Genomic DNA, 15,698 nt, shown 5'->3' on the forward strand with positions numbered 1-15,698 from the left:
CAAAAAGGAAGTGCTGATGAGCAAGACCGAAACCCCGGCCTTGACCGGAGAGGGTGTGCCCCTGGTTCAGGAGGTGAAGCAGGCGATGACTGGCTTCGTGAACGAATTCAAGGGCCTGAAGGCTGAAGTTAAAACCAAATTGCAACAGACAGAAGAGCGACTGACCATGCTGGATCGTAAATCAACCATCGCGGCACGCCCGCATCTTGCGGCCTCAATCGAGGACGGTGCACCGCATCAGAAGGCCTTTGATGCCTATGTGCGCTCGGGTGAGGATGACGGCCTGCGTGGGCTTGAGATGGAGGTGAAATCGCTCTCGAGCGCTGTGAACAGTGACGGTGGGTACCTGATTGACCCGCAAACCGCCGAGATCATCAAATCGGTGCTGAAATCTACGGCCTCTATCCGCTCGATTGCTTCGATCGTAAATGTCGAGGCGAACTCGTTCGATGTTTTGATCGACCACACGGATATCGGTGCGGGCTGGGCAGATGAAAATGCTGCGGCGAGCGAAACCAGCACCCCGTCGATTGACCGGATATCCATCCCGCTGCACGAGCTGAGCGCACTGCCCAAAGCCTCGCAGCGACTGCTGGATGACAGCGCGTTCGATGTCGAGGGTTGGCTGGCCGGTCGTATCGCGGACAAGTTTGCACGCGCCGAGGCCTCGGCCTTTATCAACGGCGACGGCGCGGACAAACCCAAGGGTATTCTGAACCACGCCAAGGTCGACAACGATGTCTGGGATTGGGGTAACATTGGCTATGTCCCCACCGGTACCGATGGCGGTGTCGAAGCGGATGCCATTGTGGACGTGGTCTATGCGCTGGGCGCGCAGTACCGGGTCAACGGGACCTTCGTCATGAACTCGAAAACTGCTGGTCTGATCCGCAAGCTGAAAGACAGCGATGGCCGCTTCTTGTGGTCGGACGGTCTGGCTGCTGGTGAGCCGGCGCGGCTGATGGGCTATCCGGTGCTGATCGCCGAAGATATGCCGGATGCGGGAACCGACAGCTTTTCGATTGCTTTCGGTGACTTCCAGGCGGGCTATACCATTGCCGAGCGTCCGGACCTGCGCGTATTGCGTGATCCCTTCAGCGCCAAACCGCATGTTCTGTTCTATGCGACCAAGCGCGTCGGCGGCGATGTCAGCGACTTTGCTGCGATCAAACTCGTGAAATTCGGCACCGCCTAAAGCGGGCTGAATCCCGGGGGGCCTTCGCCCCTCGGGGCGGCGGGCGCGGGTCGGGGCGAGATCCCTGCGTTGTCTAGCTGCTCCCCTCCGTCCGAGCAACGTGGGGCGGCGCGTGCCCGTCAATTCCTGAAGTTACGGCCCCGGAGGGGTCCGAGATTGCGGAGTGAATGGATGATGTTGATCGAAGAAACCGCCATCGCGGATGCGGCGCTGCCGGTGGATCAGTTCAAGGCGCATTTGAGGCTGGGAACAGGCTTTACTGGTGCCAGCGTGCAGGATGAAGTGCTCAAGGGCTTCTTAAGGGCGGCGATTGCTGCGATTGAGGCGCGTACCGGGAAGGTACTTATCACGCGTGAGTTTTCCTGGAGCCTTAACAGTTGGCGTGACCCTGCGGGCGAAGTGCTGCCTGTGGCGCCGGTCTCGACCATCAATACGGTCAGTTTGACGGATGCAGCGGGTACTGAAACCGCCGTTTCGTCTGACAGATACAGATTGGATCGCGATAGCCAGCGCCCGCGGATACGCCCTGCCGGGGCTGTCTTGCCCGCTATTTCGACCGGCGGATCCGTGAAGATCGCGTTTATCGCCGGTATTGCCGGGGAATGGTCAAGGTTGCCGGCAGATCTCGGGCAGGCGGTTCTGCTGTTGGCCGCGCATTACTATGAATACCGGGATGAGACCACGTTGGGTGCCGGCTGTATGCCCTTTGGCGTGACCAGCCTGATCCAACGCTATCGTGTGGTTCGTTTTGGTGCAGGGGTGGCCCAATGAAGGCGCCTCGGCTGAATAGAAAACTGTTGCTTGAATCCTCCGTGCGCACCGCTGATGGCGCCGGTGGGTATCTGGAAACATGGGTCGCCTTGGGCTCGGTTTGGGCCGAAGTCACTGCGCGCAGCGGGTCAGAGCGAAATGTTGCAGGGTTGCCGGTTTCGCGTGTCGGCTACCGGATTGTGGTTCGTGGCGCGCCCGAAGGATCGACCATGCGCCCCTCGCCGGATCAGCGGTTTGCGGAAGGCACACGCCGTTTCGTTATCCGCGCCGTCGCCGAGCGGGACCTGCGCGGCCAGTACTTGATCTGCTTTGCGGATGAGGAGGTGGCGGTATGAGCTATGGCGTTTCAGCCGCGTTGCAGGCGGCAATTTACCAGAAATTGTCGGAAGACACACAGATCAGCACTCTTTCAGGTGGAGCGATCTATGACGCCGTTCCAGCTGGTTCAGTTCCGCAAACCTATGTGACGCTGGGCCCGGAAGAGGTGCGCGATGCCTCGGACCGATCGGGGACCGGTGCCGTCCATCGTTTCACGGTGTCCGTCGTGTCCGAAGCTGCCGGGTTCGGTGCAGCAAAAACGCTGGCGGGGGCAGTTTGTGACGCCCTGGACAGAGCGGGGCTGACCCTGGATCGAGGCCGATTGGTCGGGCTGTGGTTCGAACGTGCCTCGGCCCGTCGGACCGGAACGGGCGGCGCGATCCGCCAGATCGACCTGAAATTCCGCGCCCGCGTGGAAGACGATTAAGTAATCAACGGAGAGAGCAAATGGCTGCCCAGAACGGAAAAGACCTGTTGGTCAAAGTAGATATGAACGGCTCAGGCCTGTTCGAGACCATTGCGGGGCTGCGTGCCACGCGGGTCAGTTTCAACGCGGAAAGTGTCGATGTGACCAGCCTGGAAAGCCAGGGTGGTTGGCGCGAGCTTTTGTCGGGCGCGGGGGTCAAGTCGGCCTCGATCTCGGGCTCGGGCGTATTCAAGGACGCGGGAACGGATGAGCGCGCGCGCCAGCTGTTCTTTGACGGTGAGACACCTGGTTTTCAGATCATCATCCCGGATTTCGGGATTGTTGCGGGTGCGTTCCAGGTGACCGGCATCGAATATGCGGGCTCTCACAATGGTGAAGCGACCTATGAAATGAGCATGGCAAGCGCCGGTGCTCTGACCTTTACGGTGCTGTAACGATGGCCAATCCGTGGACGGGAGAGGTGGCACTGACCATCGATGGAGAGCAACGGGTGCTGAAGCTGACTTTGGGTGCTTTGGCGGAACTGGAACAGGAACTGGGCTCCGGGACATTGGTTGAACTGGTGCAACGGTTCGAAGGTGGCGCCTATTCCAGCGGTGATGTTCTGGCGCTTATCGTCGCCGGGCTGCGGGGGGGCGGGGCCAATGTCACCCGCGCCGACCTGCTGAGAGCCGAGATCGAGGGCGGGCCAATGCACGGTGCTCGTGCCGCGGCCGAACTGTTGGCAAGGGCCTTCATGGTGCCGGGGCAGGCATGAGCGGGTTCGACTGGCCCGCATTGATGCGGGCCGGGTTCCTTAGCCTGCGCCTGACACCGGACCAATTCTGGAGCCTGACCCCGGCCGAGTTGCGGCTGATGCTGGGGCAGGGCGCGGGCATGCCTTCGATGAACAGGATGGGTTTGGATGCGTTGCTGGCGGCCTATCCGGACAAGACAAAAGGAGAGCGTGATGACGGATCGTAACGGGTTGGAAGACCTGCAGGAGCGGGGCGAGGCGCTTGGCGACTCGTTGAGTGATGCGGCATCGATGGCTGCGGCATTTGATGGGCAGATGAAGCGCATCAAAGCAGCCTTTGAGGAAACGGGCAAGGATGTTGCAACGCTGGAGCGTGGCATGTCCGGTGGCCTGCGACGGGCGTTCGATGGCGTCGTGATGGACGGAATGAACCTGTCCGATGCGCTGGACGTGTTGAAGAACTCGATGATCCGCACCGCTTATTCTGCTGCGATCAAACCGGTCACGGATCATTTCGGCGGCCTTCTAGCCAATGGGATCGGAGGTTTTGTGAAGGGCATTCTTCCTTTTGCTGACGGCGGCAGCTTCAGCCAAGGACGGGTGATGCCCTTTGCCAACGGTGGAGTGATCAGCGGTCCAACCACGTTTCCAATGCGTGGCGGCACCGGGCTGATGGGCGAGGCTGGCCCCGAGGCCATTATGCCGCTGGCCCGCAGTACCGATGGGAAGTTGGGCGTGCGCATGTCTGGCGGCGGCTCTGCGGTGAACGTGGTGATGAACATCACGACCCCGGACGTGCAGGGTTTCCGTCGAAGCCAAAGCCAGATCGCGGCCCAGATGAGCCGCGCGCTGGGTCGTGGCAATCGCAATAGGTAGATCAGGGAGCAGACCATGAATTTCCACGAGGTGAGATTTCCGGCCAGCCTGAGTTTTGGTTCGGTCGGTGGGCCCGAGAGGCGCACGGATATTGTGACGCTGGCGAACGGGTTCGAAGAGCGCAATACCCCCTGGGCGCATTCGCGGCGTCGCTATGATGCCGGTCTGGGTATGCGATCCTTGGATGACATCGAAACGTTGATCTCGTTCTTCGAGGCGAGGCAGGGGCAGATGTTTGGATTTCGCTGGAAAGACTGGTCCGATTTCAAATCTGGTGCGGCTACGGGCGAAGTTGCCCAAGGCGACCAGATCATTGCGCAAGGTGATGGCGTAGCGACAGAATTCCAGCTGGTAAAGACCTATTCCTCGGGTGGATTCACTTATGTAAGGCCGGTCGTCAAACCCGTATTGGGAACCGTCCGCGTGGGCGTCGAGCAGGATGAGATGCGTGAAGGTGTCGACTTCGAGGTGGATCTGAACTCGGGGTTGGTCACGTTCTATTCGCCTCCGCCTGAACGGGTTGATATCACCGCCGGTTTTGAATTCGATGTGCCAGTGAGGTTTGACACCGACAAGATCCAGACAAGTGTCGCGAGTTTTCAGGCAGGGGACGTTCCGAACGTGCCAGTGGTCGAGGTGCGTGTCTGATGGCTGGTGACAAACAGGCACTGCAGGCCCATCTGCAGAGTGGTCTGACAACGACCTGTCGGTGTTGGGCGATTACGCGCACAGACGGTGTTCAGTTTGGCTTTACCGACCATGACCTGAAGCTGAGCTTTGAAGGCCTGGACTTCAATGCAAGTTCGGGTCTGACAGCAGCCGCGATCGAGCAGGCAACGGGGCTGTCCATTGATAACTCGGAAGCAATGGGTGCGTTATCGGATGTCGCAGTAACCGAAGAGGATATCGAATCCGGTCGCTTCGACGGGGCCGAGGTGCGGGCATGGCTTGTGAACTGGGCCGATCCATCGCAGCGAATGTTGCAGTTCCGCGGATCAATCGGTGAATTGCGACGGGCAGGTGGGGCTTTTCATGCCGAACTGCGGGGCCTGACAGATAAGTTGAACCGACCTTTGGGCCGGATTTACCAAAAGCCCTGCACAGCCGTGCTGGGCGACAAGGCGTGCGGGTTCAACACCGATGCCCTGGGATACTCGGCCGAAGCTGAGATCGTCGGTTTGACGGGTGGCAGTATTTTGCAGCTGCGAGGGGCGGAAACTCACCTTGAGACATGGTTCGAACGTGGTCGGCTTGATGTGCTGACAGGCCGTGCGGCTGGGCTGTGGGGGGCGGTCAAGAAGGACCAAAAGACCGACACAGGTCGATCGGTCGTTCTGTGGTCTGCAATCAGCGGTGGATTGGCCGAGGGCGACAGGGTGAGGCTGACCGCAGGTTGCGACAAGCGCATGACGACCTGCCGCTTGAAGTTCAATAATATCACGAATTTTCAGGGCTTTCCTGACCTGCCTTCCGAAGATTGGGTGATGGCGGTTCCCAAGAAAAACGGGGCAAACAGGGGGGGAAGCAGACGATGATCCCGACAAAGCAAAGCATTGTTGATGAGGCCAGAAGCTGGCTAGGCACCCCCTATGTCCATCAGGCGTCTGTAAGAGGCACCGGAACGGACTGTCTGGGATTACTGCGTGGCGTATGGCGCGCTGTGCTCGGGCACGAACCTGAGGCCGTCCCAATCTATAGCATGGATTGGTCTGAACCACAGGGCGAAGAGCGTATGTGGGCCGCAGCACGCCGCCATCTCATCGAGAAAGATCCGGCATGGTTTTCGGTCGGAGACGTGTTGCTGTTTCGTATGCGGGAAAGTGGCGTTGCCAAGCATTTGGGAATTGTCAGCACCTGTCGAGACATCCCTCGGTTCATTCACGCTTATTCCGGACATGGCGTTGTTGAAAGCGCCCTAAGCGACCCGTGGCGACGGCGGGTTGTTTCTTGTTTTGAGTTCCCCACGGAGGATATCTAGATGGCGACGATATTACTGTCTGCGGCGGGTGCCGCTGTTGGCGGGGCCATTGGCGGGACGGTTGCGGGGCTGTCCACGGCAGTTATCGGCCGTGCCATTGGTGCCACTCTTGGGCGTGTCATCGACCAGCGTTTGATGAGCCAGTCGGTCATGGGCAGCGGCAGCGAAGTTGTAGAAACGGGCCGATTGGACCGTTTTCGCCTTACTCAGACGGGCGAGGGCGCCGCTGTCGCCAACATCTTTGGTCGGATGCGTGTCGGGGGGCAGGTTATCTGGGCTTCGGATTTTCTGGAAACCCGCAGCACCAGCTCTACCACGCAATCGGTTGGGGGTGGCAAGGGATCCCCCAAGCAGCCCGAGGTTACAACGACCACCAACAGCTACAGCTATTCAGTTTCATTAGCGGTCGCGTTGGGCGCGGGGCAAATATCTGACGTGCCGCGTGTCTGGGCGGATGGCGAAGAGATTGAGCGCAGCAGTTTGAATATGCGCGTCTATCCTGGCACCGACGATCAGCTGCCCGATCCGTTGATCGAAGCAATCGAAGGTACTGGAAATGTCCCGGCCTATCGTGGCACCGCCTATATTGTGATCGAAGATTTGAAGCTGGGCGCTTTTGGAAACCGCGTCCCGCAGTTCTCGTTCGAGGTCGTGCGGCAAGAGCAGCCTGGTTTGCCTGATACCGAAAATTCCCTGTCACGTATTGTACGAGGCGTGGCGCTAATGCCTGGGACCGGTGAATATGCATTGGCGTCCCAGCAGGTGAATTACACAAAAGGCCGCGGCCGCAGTTGGGCGGCCAATGTGAATTCGACCTCTGGTTTGCCTGATCTCGTGACGTCCACACAAGCCTTGAAAAGTGAACTTCCGGGCTGTGAAGCCGCCTCTTTGGTTGTGTCCTGGTTCGGAAGTGATCTGCGATGCGGTCAATGCAAGATACAACCAAAGGTTCTGCAAAATGGTATCGAGGGCAAAAATATGCCCTGGGGTGTCGCGGGGCTGACAAGGGCAACCGCCCAGATCGTTCGTCAGGAAAATAACGAGCCCGTCTATGGCGCGACACCAGCGGACGCGTCGGTCATTCAAGCGATCCAACACCTTAAGCAAGAGGGGAAGCGGGTCATGTTCTACCCGTTTATCCTGATGGATCAGATCGGTGGAAACGGATTGCCCGACCCGTGGTCTGATGCCAGCGATCAGCCGCACCTTCCCTGGCGCGGTCGCATCACTCTGAGTGTTGCGCCTGGGCGGGACGGGTCTCCGGACCAGATGGCTGAGGCCAATGTTCAGGTGTCCGATTTCTTTGGTCAGGCGCGAGCGGATGATTTTGTCATCGGAAACGGCACGGTTTCCTATTCTGGCCCGCAGGAATGGGGGTTGTGCCGATTTATTCTTCACTACGCTGCCTTGTGTAAGGCGGCAGGTGGGGTGGACTCCTTCTGTATCAGTTCGGAAATGCGTGGTCTTACCCAGATTCGTGGCCTAAACGGATTTCCGGCCGTTGAGCAGCTGCGCGTTTTGGCAGGGCAAGTGCGTAGTATTCTGGGGCCAGACACAAAGATCGGTTATGCGGCGGATTGGAGCGAGTATTTCGGCTACCAGCCAAATGATGGCAGTGGGGATCGCTACTTCCACCTCGATCCGCTTTGGGCGGATGACAACATAGATTTCGTCGGTATCGACAATTACATGCCTCTGTCCGACTGGCGGGACGGTGAAGATCACGTGGATGCGGATGCCGGCGCAAAATCCATCTACGATCTTTCCTATCTGCGTGGGAACATCGAAGGTGGCGAAGGCTATGACTGGTATTATGCCTCGCCCGAAGAAGAGGCGGCACAAATCCGTACGCCGATCGAAGATGGTTCACATAACGAGCCGTGGATCTGGCGATATAAGGACGTTCGCAACTGGTGGTCACAACCGCATCACGAGCGAATCAATGGTGTGCGTAGCGACAACCCGACTGACTGGTTGCCAGAGTCCAAGCCCATCTGGTTCACTGAGCTCGGTTGTGCGGCAGTAGACAAAGGCACCAACCAGCCCAACAAGTTTCTAGACCCTAAATCTTCAGAATCCGGGTTGCCGAAATATTCAAACGGGCTTCGGGACGACTTTCTGCAGACGCAATACCTCAGGGCGGTTCTTGGCTATTGGTCGGACGCAGATATCAATCCAGTTTCATCCAGCTATGGCGGCCCGATGGTGGACGTGTCCAATGCCTATGTCTGGGCGTGGGATGCGCGGCCCTATCCGACCTTTCCAAACCTGCGCAGCCAGTGGAGCGATGGGGCCAACTATGCCCGCGGCCATTGGCTTAATGGGCGTTCCGGCTCACGAACGCTGGCCTCTGTTGTAACCGAGCTTTGCCATGCTGCCGGTGTTACCGAGATTGATGTCTCGGGCCTTTACGGTTCCGTTCAGGGCTATGCGGTTGAACAGGTTTCGGATGCCCGTTCGGCATTGCAACCGCTCATGCTGCGGTATGGTTTCGATGCGCTTGAACGCGAAGGAAAGCTGATCTTTCAGATGCGGGATGGCGCACGTGCCCTGACCCTGAATGAAGAGCAGTTGGCCATCACTTCGGACATTGACGGACACGTGGAATATCGTCGCGAGGCTGAGGCGGAAATCTCTGGCCGTGTCAGGCTGCGCTTTGTTCAGTCTGATGCTGACCATGAAATAGTCTCGGAAGAGGCTGTGTTGCCTGATGATGAAACCCATTCGGTATCGGTAAATGAGATGCCGTTGTCCATGACGCGGGCCGAGGGGCGTCAAACGGTGGAACGTTGGCTGAGTGAGGCGCGTGTCTCGCGTGAAACGGCTAGGTTTGCATTACCGCCTTCGCTTTTGAATGTCGGGGCAGGGGATGTTGTGCGGCTTGTCAGTGGTGGGCAGGAAGCGCGCTATCGCATTGACAGGCTTGAACAGGCCGAAATGCAACTGGCCGAGGCTGTCAGGATCGAGCCCGGCGTTTACACACCGCCAGATGCCCCCGCTGATGAAGTTACAGCGAAGCCATTTGTCGCTCCGGTGCCGGTGCTGCCGGTATTCTTGGACCTGCCTCTGATCACCGGTTCCGAAGTGCCGCATGCGCCATATCTTGCGGCTGCAGCAGACCCTTGGCCAGGAAGCGTTGCGGTGTATGCCGCATTAAGCGATGAGGATTACGCGTTGCAACAGGTGATAACAGGGCAGGCCATAATAGGCTTCACCGCAAGCCCGATGCGAAGGGCCAGTACCGGACTTTGGGATGAAGGCGATGCCTTACGTGTCAATCTTGTAGATGGCGTCCTGGAGTCCCGTCCACGGTCTGCCTTGTTAAACGGCGCAAATCTTGCAGCGATTGGCGACGGAACGCCCGGCAATTGGGAGGTGTTCCAGTTCGCGGATGCTGCTCTGCAAGAGGAAGGTGTCTATACCCTATCTGGCCGGTTGCGCGGCCAGCTGGGGACAGATGCAATCATGCCCGATCTCTGGCCCGAAGGATCAATGTTCGTGTTGTTGGACGAACGTGTCTTCCAGACAGGGTTGTTGCGGTCGGAACGTGGCCTGACCAAACATTACCGTATCGGCCCTGCAACCAGAGGGTACGAAGATCCCTCTTACGAGCATCTGGTCGAGGCCTTTGAAGGCAATGGTTTGCGGCCCTATGCCCCTTCTCATCTTCGCGTGCAGCAATCCAGCTCGAGGGACGTGTTCTCATGGGTGCGGCGGACACGTCTGGATGGCGATGACTGGTCCGGGCTGGATGTGCCGTTGAATGAAGAAACCGAAGCCTACCTTGTTCAGGTCCGGCAGAATGGTAGCCTGATCCGGGAACAGGTCGTTGCCCAGCCGGATTGGAATTACACGTCGTCCATGAAGGCCGGTGACGCTGCAACTGGGTCTTATGAGGTGTCGGTTTCGCAGATATCTGCGGCTTACGGACCTGGATCGCCTGTCAGGCTGCAGGTCGGATAGGCGCGGTGCGGCCCGTATTGCACGGAGATGTCAGCACGGCGGCGCGTGTTTTGTTGAACGCGCCGCCCGATCAGCGTGACCGTTTATGCCGACGTATGATTGCCGAAGCTGAAACGGCTGATGGCCATGTAAGTAAAACAGGGCGGCTGCACCCGTTGTTCGGCAACGGTTCGTTATTGGCTGCGGCGCGAAACCGGCGCCTTGCCGCCGAACCCTCATTCGATGATCTGCAGTATTGCCGGTGTTTTGAGACGGTGCTGCGTCATTTGATCCGGTTCCGCATTAACCAGAAGCACAGCTGACACATCTGGTTGCGGCGAGGTCCAATTCAAGTCGGCCATTTGGAATCGGCTCGCCGCAATCTTCGCAGAATCCGTATTCTTGACTTTCAATCCGCTTCAGCGCGGCCAAAAGACGTCGGTATTCCAGGTCCCGGTTGATTTGGTGCGCCTTGGCCATGGCCTGGTTCTGTAGCGCATCCATCCGGCTCAGACGACCGATAGATTGTTGATCCAGTTCAACAACAGATTGCGCATCTTTCCCGGCCTGCGACTGGCGCGCCAATTCGTCCAGCCTGACAAGGATTTTCTCGTTGATTTGCTTCAGGTCAGCCTCATTCATTTTCGTTGCTTTGCCGATCACGGGTTTGCGTTTGGCGTTTTAGCCACTAAATGGCATTCTAGGCGCAGCAAAGGATCAAAAGCCATGTTGGAAAAGCGCAGTCATGTCACACCTGTAGATCCCGTTTGGGATCGCATCACGACCGAGGCTCAGGCCGCGGTCGAGAATGAACCACTGATGGGTGGATTGGTGCACGCCTGTATTCTGCATCATCGCAGCCTGACCAGAGCATTGTCCTATCGCGTTTCCGCAAAATTATGTTCGAACGAAATGTCGATGATGGTTCTGCGCGAGATCGTGGACGAAGCTTATGCTGACGATCCCCATTTGATTGAGGCCGCCCGCGCAGATCTGATGGCGGTCTACGAGAGGGACCCGGCCTGCCACCGTCTTCTGCAACCGATTCTGTATTTCAAGGGTTATCAAGCGATGCAGGCCTACCGCGTCGCCCATTGGCTATGGCTCAAGGGGCGATATGATCTGGCCTATTTCTTCCAGATGCGGTCCTCCGAAATCTTCGGCATCGACATTCACCCGGCTGCCAAAATCGGCAAGGGGATCATGATCGACCATGCTCATTCCATCGTGATCGGTGAAACGGCCATCGTTGGCGACAACGTTTCGATGTTGCATTCGGTCACGCTGGGCGGGACCGGAAAAGAAGAGGAGCAACGTCACCCCAAGATTGGTGATGGCGTTTTGATCGGCGCCGGCGCCAAAGTCTTGGGCAATATCGAAGTGGGCCATTGTAGCCGGATTGCCGCCGGTTCGGTGGTGCTGCAAGAGGTGCCACCTTGCAAAACCGTTGCCGGTATTCCGGCCAAGATTGTCGGTGAAGCAGGATGTGACCAGCCCTCGATCTCGATGGATCATATGCTGGGCAAAGATCACTAGATCTGAAGGTTCTTAAAGAAAAAGGCCGCCCAGAAGAGGGCGGCCATTTTTTAGTCAGATATCAGGCCAGCATGACCATCGGGTTTTCCAGATTGTCGACGATCGCCTGCAGCAGCTGCGCACCGAGGGCACCGTCGATGACCCGGTGATCGACCGACATCGTAACCGACATGACCGTTGCAACCGTCAGTTCGCCATCGTCACCAACAACAGGTTTCTTTGCGCCAGTGCCGACGGCCAGAATGCCCGCATGCGGTGGGTTCACGATAGCGTCGAAATTGTCGATGCCGAACATGCCCAGGTTCGAGACCGCAAATGTGCCGCCCTGATACTCATGCGGGGCCAGCTTGCGTTCGCGGGCACGGGCAGCCAGGTCCTTCATCTCGGTTGAAAGCGCTGATAGCGACTTGGTGTCGGCGTCTTGCAGGACCGGCGTGAACAGGCCACCTTCGATCGCGACGGCAACGGCCACGTCCGAGGGTTTCAGCTGCAGAACCCGATCTCCCGCCCAGACGGCATTGCATTCGGGCACCTGTTGCAGCGCATTGGCCAGGGCCTTGATGATGAAGTCATTGACGCTGAGTTTGACGCCACGGGCCTCAAGTTGCTTATTCAACTGACCGCGGAATTTCAGCAGTGCGTCCAGCTTGATATCCCGGCGTAGATAGAAATGCGGGATGGTTTGTTTGGCCTCGGTCAAGCGCGCGGCGATGGTTTTGCGCATCCCGTCCAGCTTAACCTCTTCATAATCGCGGGATTCGTACATCCGCATGACCATATCCGTCGAGGGGCCGGTTGGCGCGGCTGTGGAGGCTGGTGCTGATGCGGCCTGTACAGGGGCAGCCGCCACAGCAGGGGCTGCGGTTGCGCTTTCGACATCCGCCTTGACGATACGCCCATGTGGGCCGGATCCACTGATTTGCGCTAGGTCGAGACCTTTTTGCGCAGCGATGCGACGAGCCAGGGGCGAGGCGAAGATACGACCGCCATCTGCCTTGACCGGCGCTGCCGGGGCGGGGACGGGCGCTTCGGACGCCGCTGGAGCGGAAGCCTCGTTGTCCGTGGCGGCTGGCGCCGCCGCCGGAGCCGCTGCAGGCGTTGCACTGATATCATCAGCGCTTTCGCCTTCTTCCAGCAAAACCGCGATGGCGGTGTTGACTTTGACCCCTTCGGTTCCTTCAGGGATCAGGATTTTGCCGATTGTGCCTTCGTCAACGGCCTCGAACTCCATCGTGGCCTTGTCGGTTTCGATTTCGGCGAGCAGATCTCCAGAGGAGACGGTGTCGCCCTCTTTGACTAGCCATTTGGCAAGCGTGCCTTCCTCCATGGTCGGCGACAGGGCGGGCATCAGAATTTCGGTGGGCATCTGTCTGTTGCTCCCTTACCGGTAGGTCACTTGTTTGACGGCTGCGATCACCTCGTCGGTGGTCACCAGCGCCAGTTTTTCGAGGTTCGCTGCGTAGGGCATCGGAACATCCTTGCCGGTGCAGTTGATGACAGGCGCGTCGAGGTAATCAAACGCTTCCTGCATCACCACCGATGAAATGTAGCTGCCGACCGATCCTTGTGGCCAGCCTTCTTCGACGGTCACAAGCCGGTTGGTCTTCATCACCGAATTGATGATTGCACCAGTGTCCATCGGGCGGATGGTACGCAAGTCGATCACTTCGGCACTGATACCGTCCTCGGCGAGCTTGTCTGCAGCTTCCAGTGCGAACTGCATGCCAATGCCAAAGCTGACGATGGTCACGTCTGTGCCCTCGCGCCAGATGCGGGCCTTGCCCAACGGAATGCTCAGGTCATCCACCTGCGGTACTTCGAATGAGCGGCCATAGAGGATTTCGTTTTCCAGGAAGATCACCGGGTTCGGGTCACGGATCGCGGATTTCAGCAAGCCTTTGGCGTCGGCCGCTGAATAGGGCATGACGACTTTGAGGCCGGGGATCTGCATATACCAGGCCGCATAGTCCTGACTGTGCTGGGCTGCCACGCGTGCGGCGGCACCGTTCGGACCCCGGAACACGATGGGACAGCCCATCTGACCGCCGGACATATAGAGCGTCTTCGCGGCCGAGTTGATGATCTGGTCAATCGCCTGCATGGCGAAGTTGAAAGTCATGAACTCGACAATCGGTTTCAACCCGCCAAAGGCCGAACCAACTGCGATCCCGGCAAAACCATGTTCGGTGATCGGGGTGTCGATTACGCGCTTGGCGCCAAACTCATCCAGCAAACCTTGCGAGATTTTATAAGCGCCCTGATATTCCGCGACTTCTTCACCCATGAGGTAGACGTCACCGTCATTGCGCATTTCTTCGGCCATGGCGTCGCGCAGGGCTTCACGCACGGTTTCGGACTTCATCTCGGCATCAGCTGGCCAATCTGGGGACAGATCTACCTTAGGTGCGGCTGGGGCAGAGACAGGAGCAGGGGCCTCAACCGCAGCAGGGGCGGCTTCGGTCGTCGCTGCGGCTGTGGGTGCAGCCGCGGGCAGGGCGGAGGCGTCTTCGCCTTCTTCGACGAGGATGGCGATAGGGGTATTTACTTTGACCCCTTCGGTGCCTTCAGCGATCAGGATCTTGCCCATGATCCCTTCATCAACGGCTTCAAACTCCATCGTGGCCTTATCGGTTTCGATTTCGGCCATGATATCGCCGCTTGATACGGTGTCGCCTTCCTTGACCAGCCATTTGGCCAGCGTGCCCTCTTCCATCGTGGGGGAAAGGGCGGGCATGAGAATTTCGGTTGCCATGTCTTAATCGTCCTCTCAGGCGTAGATATCTGTCCAAAGCTCGTCCAGCGACGGCTCGGGGCTTTCTTTCGAGAATTCAGCGGCTTGATTGACGATCTCTTTGATCTCTTTGTCGATCGCCTTCAGGTCATCCTCAGTCGCGTGTTTGCCGGAAAGCAGCAGCTCGCGGACATGTTCGATCGGGTCGCTTTGTTCGCGCACCTTCTGAACCTCTTCGCGGGTGCGGTACTTGGCCGGGTCGGACATCGAGTGTCCGCGATAGCGATAGGTTTTGATTTCCAGAATGTACGGACCTTTGCCCGCGCGGCAATGGGCGACAGCCTTTTCGCTGGCCTCTTTGACCGCTAGCACATCCATGCCGTTGACGATCTCGCCAGGGATGCCGAACGCCTCGCCCCGATGGTAGATGTCTTTGGTCGAGGTCGAACGTGCCTGGGACGTCCCCATGGCGTATTGGTTGTTCTCGATCACAAAGATCACGGGCAGTTCCCAGATCGCGGCCATGTTGAAGGTCTCATAGACCTGCCCCTGGTTTGCGGCGCCGTCCCCAAAATAGGTGAAGGTGACGCGGCCGTTTTCCTGATACTTGTCGGCAAAGGCCAGACCGGCACCCAGAGGAACCTGCGCCCCGACGATGCCGTGACCGCCATAGAAATGCTTCTCTTTCGAGAACATATGCATCGAACCGCCTTTGCCCTTGGACAATCCGCCCTCGCGCCCGGTCAGTTCTGCCATTACGCCGCCCGGATCCATGCCGCAGGCCAGCATATGCCCATGATCGCGATAAGAGGTGATCCGCTTGTCACCTTCTTCGGCGGCTGCTTCCAGTCCCACAACAACTGCCTCTTGACCGATATACAGGTGGCAGAAACCACCGATCAGACCCATGCCGTATAGCTGGCCAGCCTTTTCTTCGAATCGGCGGATCAGCAACATTTCACGGTAATAGGTCTTGAGTTCTTCCGCAGAAACGTTTGGTTTCTTTGTGGTTTTTCGCGCAGCCATTGTGGCGATCTCCCCCTCTCGGCAAGATAGTTTAGCGTTAAACTATCTAATAGAACATTTGAGGCTTTCTGGCGAGTGGAAATATTGCGCTGTTGTTTGACACGCGGAAAACCGTTCAGGTAGGGACGTATGCGTTACCACAGCAGGGATTTCCGACGAAGA

General features: G+C 58.2%; 18 protein-coding genes. 14 read left to right on the top strand and 4 right to left on the bottom strand.

The genetic code is table 11. The annotated features are described in order from the left end of the window. Positions 1-16: 16 nt before the first annotated feature. The 13 genes from AC2FJ5_RS03455 to AC2FJ5_RS03515 all read left to right on the top strand — a co-directional run bounded on the left by AC2FJ5_RS03455 (position 17) and on the right by AC2FJ5_RS03515 (position 10,566). Positions 17-1,195, top strand: coding sequence for a phage major capsid protein (locus AC2FJ5_RS03455; protein WP_496676132.1), 1,179 nt, complete (start codon positions 17-19; stop codon positions 1,193-1,195). Between the two features lie 171 nt (positions 1,196-1,366). Continuing rightward, complete coding sequence (locus AC2FJ5_RS03460) at positions 1,367-1,966, top strand: head-tail connector protein (RefSeq protein ID WP_496700535.1); 600 nt, start codon at positions 1,367-1,369, stop codon at positions 1,964-1,966. Then, positions 1,963-2,301, top strand: coding sequence for a phage head closure protein (locus AC2FJ5_RS03465; RefSeq protein ID WP_142633184.1), 339 nt, complete (start codon positions 1,963-1,965; stop codon positions 2,299-2,301). Before AC2FJ5_RS03460 ends, AC2FJ5_RS03465 begins: the two co-directional genes overlap by 4 nt. Further along, positions 2,298-2,711: a DUF3168 domain-containing protein gene (locus tag AC2FJ5_RS03470; RefSeq protein ID WP_496701301.1), complete on the top strand. Its 414-nt coding sequence runs from the start codon at positions 2,298-2,300 to the stop codon at positions 2,709-2,711. Before AC2FJ5_RS03465 ends, AC2FJ5_RS03470 begins: the two co-directional genes overlap by 4 nt. 20 nt (positions 2,712-2,731) lie before the next feature. After that, complete coding sequence (locus tag AC2FJ5_RS03475; protein WP_496700534.1) at positions 2,732-3,145, top strand: phage major tail protein, TP901-1 family; 414 nt, start codon at positions 2,732-2,734, stop codon at positions 3,143-3,145. A 2-nt stretch (positions 3,146-3,147) separates the two neighbouring features. Next, positions 3,148-3,468, top strand: coding sequence for a gene transfer agent family protein (locus AC2FJ5_RS03480; RefSeq protein ID WP_496792474.1), 321 nt, complete (start codon positions 3,148-3,150; stop codon positions 3,466-3,468). Further along, positions 3,465-3,674 (top strand): rcc01693 family protein, encoded by a 210-nt coding sequence (locus AC2FJ5_RS03485; RefSeq protein WP_496700532.1) that lies wholly within the window; start codon positions 3,465-3,467, stop codon positions 3,672-3,674. Before AC2FJ5_RS03480 ends, AC2FJ5_RS03485 begins: the two co-directional genes overlap by 4 nt. Then, complete coding sequence (locus AC2FJ5_RS03490) at positions 3,661-4,323, top strand: RcGTA-type gene transfer agent tail tape measure protein (RefSeq protein WP_496792475.1); 663 nt, start codon at positions 3,661-3,663, stop codon at positions 4,321-4,323. Before AC2FJ5_RS03485 ends, AC2FJ5_RS03490 begins: the two co-directional genes overlap by 14 nt. 15 nt (positions 4,324-4,338) lie before the next feature. Further along, positions 4,339-4,971: a DUF2460 domain-containing protein gene (locus AC2FJ5_RS03495; RefSeq protein WP_281971926.1), complete on the top strand. Its 633-nt coding sequence runs from the start codon at positions 4,339-4,341 to the stop codon at positions 4,969-4,971. Then, positions 4,971-5,858 (top strand): phage/gene transfer agent baseplate hub protein, encoded by an 888-nt coding sequence (locus AC2FJ5_RS03500; protein ID WP_496691062.1) that lies wholly within the window; start codon positions 4,971-4,973, stop codon positions 5,856-5,858. Before AC2FJ5_RS03495 ends, AC2FJ5_RS03500 begins: the two co-directional genes overlap by 1 nt. Continuing rightward, positions 5,855-6,301 (top strand): C40 family peptidase, encoded by a 447-nt coding sequence (locus AC2FJ5_RS03505; RefSeq protein WP_496700530.1) that lies wholly within the window; start codon positions 5,855-5,857, stop codon positions 6,299-6,301. The genes AC2FJ5_RS03500 and AC2FJ5_RS03505 overlap by 4 nt, the downstream gene beginning before the upstream one ends. After that, positions 6,302-10,264, top strand: coding sequence for a baseplate multidomain protein megatron (locus AC2FJ5_RS03510; RefSeq protein ID WP_496792477.1), 3,963 nt, complete (start codon positions 6,302-6,304; stop codon positions 10,262-10,264). It begins immediately after the preceding gene. 5 nt (positions 10,265-10,269) lie between these two features. After that, the gene (locus AC2FJ5_RS03515) at positions 10,270-10,566 is read left to right on the top strand and encodes a DUF7742 family protein (protein ID WP_496700528.1); all 297 of its coding nucleotides are present in this window, start codon (positions 10,270-10,272) and stop codon (positions 10,564-10,566) included. Here the strand turns inward: AC2FJ5_RS03515 and AC2FJ5_RS03520 are convergent. Then, the gene (locus tag AC2FJ5_RS03520) at positions 10,547-10,906 is read right to left on the bottom strand and encodes a TraR/DksA family transcriptional regulator (RefSeq protein ID WP_496700527.1); all 360 of its coding nucleotides are present in this window, start codon (positions 10,904-10,906) and stop codon (positions 10,547-10,549) included. The two genes, AC2FJ5_RS03515 and AC2FJ5_RS03520, sit on opposite strands and share 20 nt — an antisense overlap. A 63-nt stretch (positions 10,907-10,969) precedes the next feature. Here AC2FJ5_RS03520 and cysE point away from each other — a divergent pair, with 63 nt between their 5' ends. After that, positions 10,970-11,779, top strand: a complete 810-nt coding sequence (gene cysE / locus AC2FJ5_RS03525; protein WP_496676121.1) for a serine O-acetyltransferase — start codon at positions 10,970-10,972, stop codon at positions 11,777-11,779. 61 nt (positions 11,780-11,840) lie between these two features. Here cysE and AC2FJ5_RS03530 read toward each other — a convergent pair whose 3' ends face one another. The 3 genes from AC2FJ5_RS03530 to pdhA are packed head-to-tail and all read right to left on the bottom strand — an operon-like array spanning position 11,841 to position 15,536. Then, positions 11,841-13,145 carry a pyruvate dehydrogenase complex dihydrolipoamide acetyltransferase gene (locus tag AC2FJ5_RS03530; RefSeq protein ID WP_496792478.1) on the bottom strand — a complete coding sequence of 435 codons (1,305 nt, stop codon included), beginning with the start codon at positions 13,143-13,145 and terminating at the stop codon, positions 11,841-11,843. 15 nt (positions 13,146-13,160) lie between these two features. Further along, positions 13,161-14,531 carry a pyruvate dehydrogenase complex E1 component subunit beta gene (locus tag AC2FJ5_RS03535; RefSeq protein ID WP_142633211.1) on the bottom strand — a complete coding sequence of 457 codons (1,371 nt, stop codon included), beginning with the start codon at positions 14,529-14,531 and terminating at the stop codon, positions 13,161-13,163. A gap of 15 nt (positions 14,532-14,546) precedes the next feature. Beyond that, positions 14,547-15,536 carry a pyruvate dehydrogenase (acetyl-transferring) E1 component subunit alpha gene (gene pdhA, locus AC2FJ5_RS03540; RefSeq protein WP_142633213.1) on the bottom strand — a complete coding sequence of 330 codons (990 nt, stop codon included), beginning with the start codon at positions 15,534-15,536 and terminating at the stop codon, positions 14,547-14,549. Positions 15,537-15,698: the final 162 nt, after the last annotated feature.

The organism is Ruegeria sp. CDSA221 (assembly GCF_059611825.1).

Coding starts and splice junctions, on each gene's coding strand:
- AC2FJ5_RS03480 (WP_496792474.1), top strand. CDS start 3,148: ATGGCCAATCCGTGGACGGGAGAGGTGGCACTGACCATCGATGGAGAG.
- AC2FJ5_RS03455 (WP_496676132.1), top strand. CDS start 17: ATGAGCAAGACCGAAACCCCGGCCTTGACCGGAGAGGGTGTGCCCCTG.
- AC2FJ5_RS03475 (WP_496700534.1), top strand. CDS start 2,732: ATGGCTGCCCAGAACGGAAAAGACCTGTTGGTCAAAGTAGATATGAAC.
- AC2FJ5_RS03490 (WP_496792475.1), top strand. CDS start 3,661: ATGACGGATCGTAACGGGTTGGAAGACCTGCAGGAGCGGGGCGAGGCG.
- AC2FJ5_RS03465 (WP_142633184.1), top strand. CDS start 1,963: ATGAAGGCGCCTCGGCTGAATAGAAAACTGTTGCTTGAATCCTCCGTG.
- pdhA (WP_142633213.1), bottom strand. CDS start 15,536: ATGGCTGCGCGAAAAACCACAAAGAAACCAAACGTTTCTGCGGAAGAA.
- AC2FJ5_RS03505 (WP_496700530.1), top strand. CDS start 5,855: ATGATCCCGACAAAGCAAAGCATTGTTGATGAGGCCAGAAGCTGGCTA.
- cysE (WP_496676121.1), top strand. CDS start 10,970: ATGTTGGAAAAGCGCAGTCATGTCACACCTGTAGATCCCGTTTGGGAT.
- AC2FJ5_RS03495 (WP_281971926.1), top strand. CDS start 4,339: ATGAATTTCCACGAGGTGAGATTTCCGGCCAGCCTGAGTTTTGGTTCG.
- AC2FJ5_RS03530 (WP_496792478.1), bottom strand. CDS start 13,145: ATGCCCACCGAAATTCTGATGCCCGCCCTGTCGCCGACCATGGAGGAA.
- AC2FJ5_RS03510 (WP_496792477.1), top strand. CDS start 6,302: ATGGCGACGATATTACTGTCTGCGGCGGGTGCCGCTGTTGGCGGGGCC.
- AC2FJ5_RS03460 (WP_496700535.1), top strand. CDS start 1,367: ATGATGTTGATCGAAGAAACCGCCATCGCGGATGCGGCGCTGCCGGTG.
- AC2FJ5_RS03500 (WP_496691062.1), top strand. CDS start 4,971: ATGGCTGGTGACAAACAGGCACTGCAGGCCCATCTGCAGAGTGGTCTG.
- AC2FJ5_RS03470 (WP_496701301.1), top strand. CDS start 2,298: ATGAGCTATGGCGTTTCAGCCGCGTTGCAGGCGGCAATTTACCAGAAA.
- AC2FJ5_RS03535 (WP_142633211.1), bottom strand. CDS start 14,531: ATGGCAACCGAAATTCTCATGCCCGCCCTTTCCCCCACGATGGAAGAG.
- AC2FJ5_RS03485 (WP_496700532.1), top strand. CDS start 3,465: ATGAGCGGGTTCGACTGGCCCGCATTGATGCGGGCCGGGTTCCTTAGC.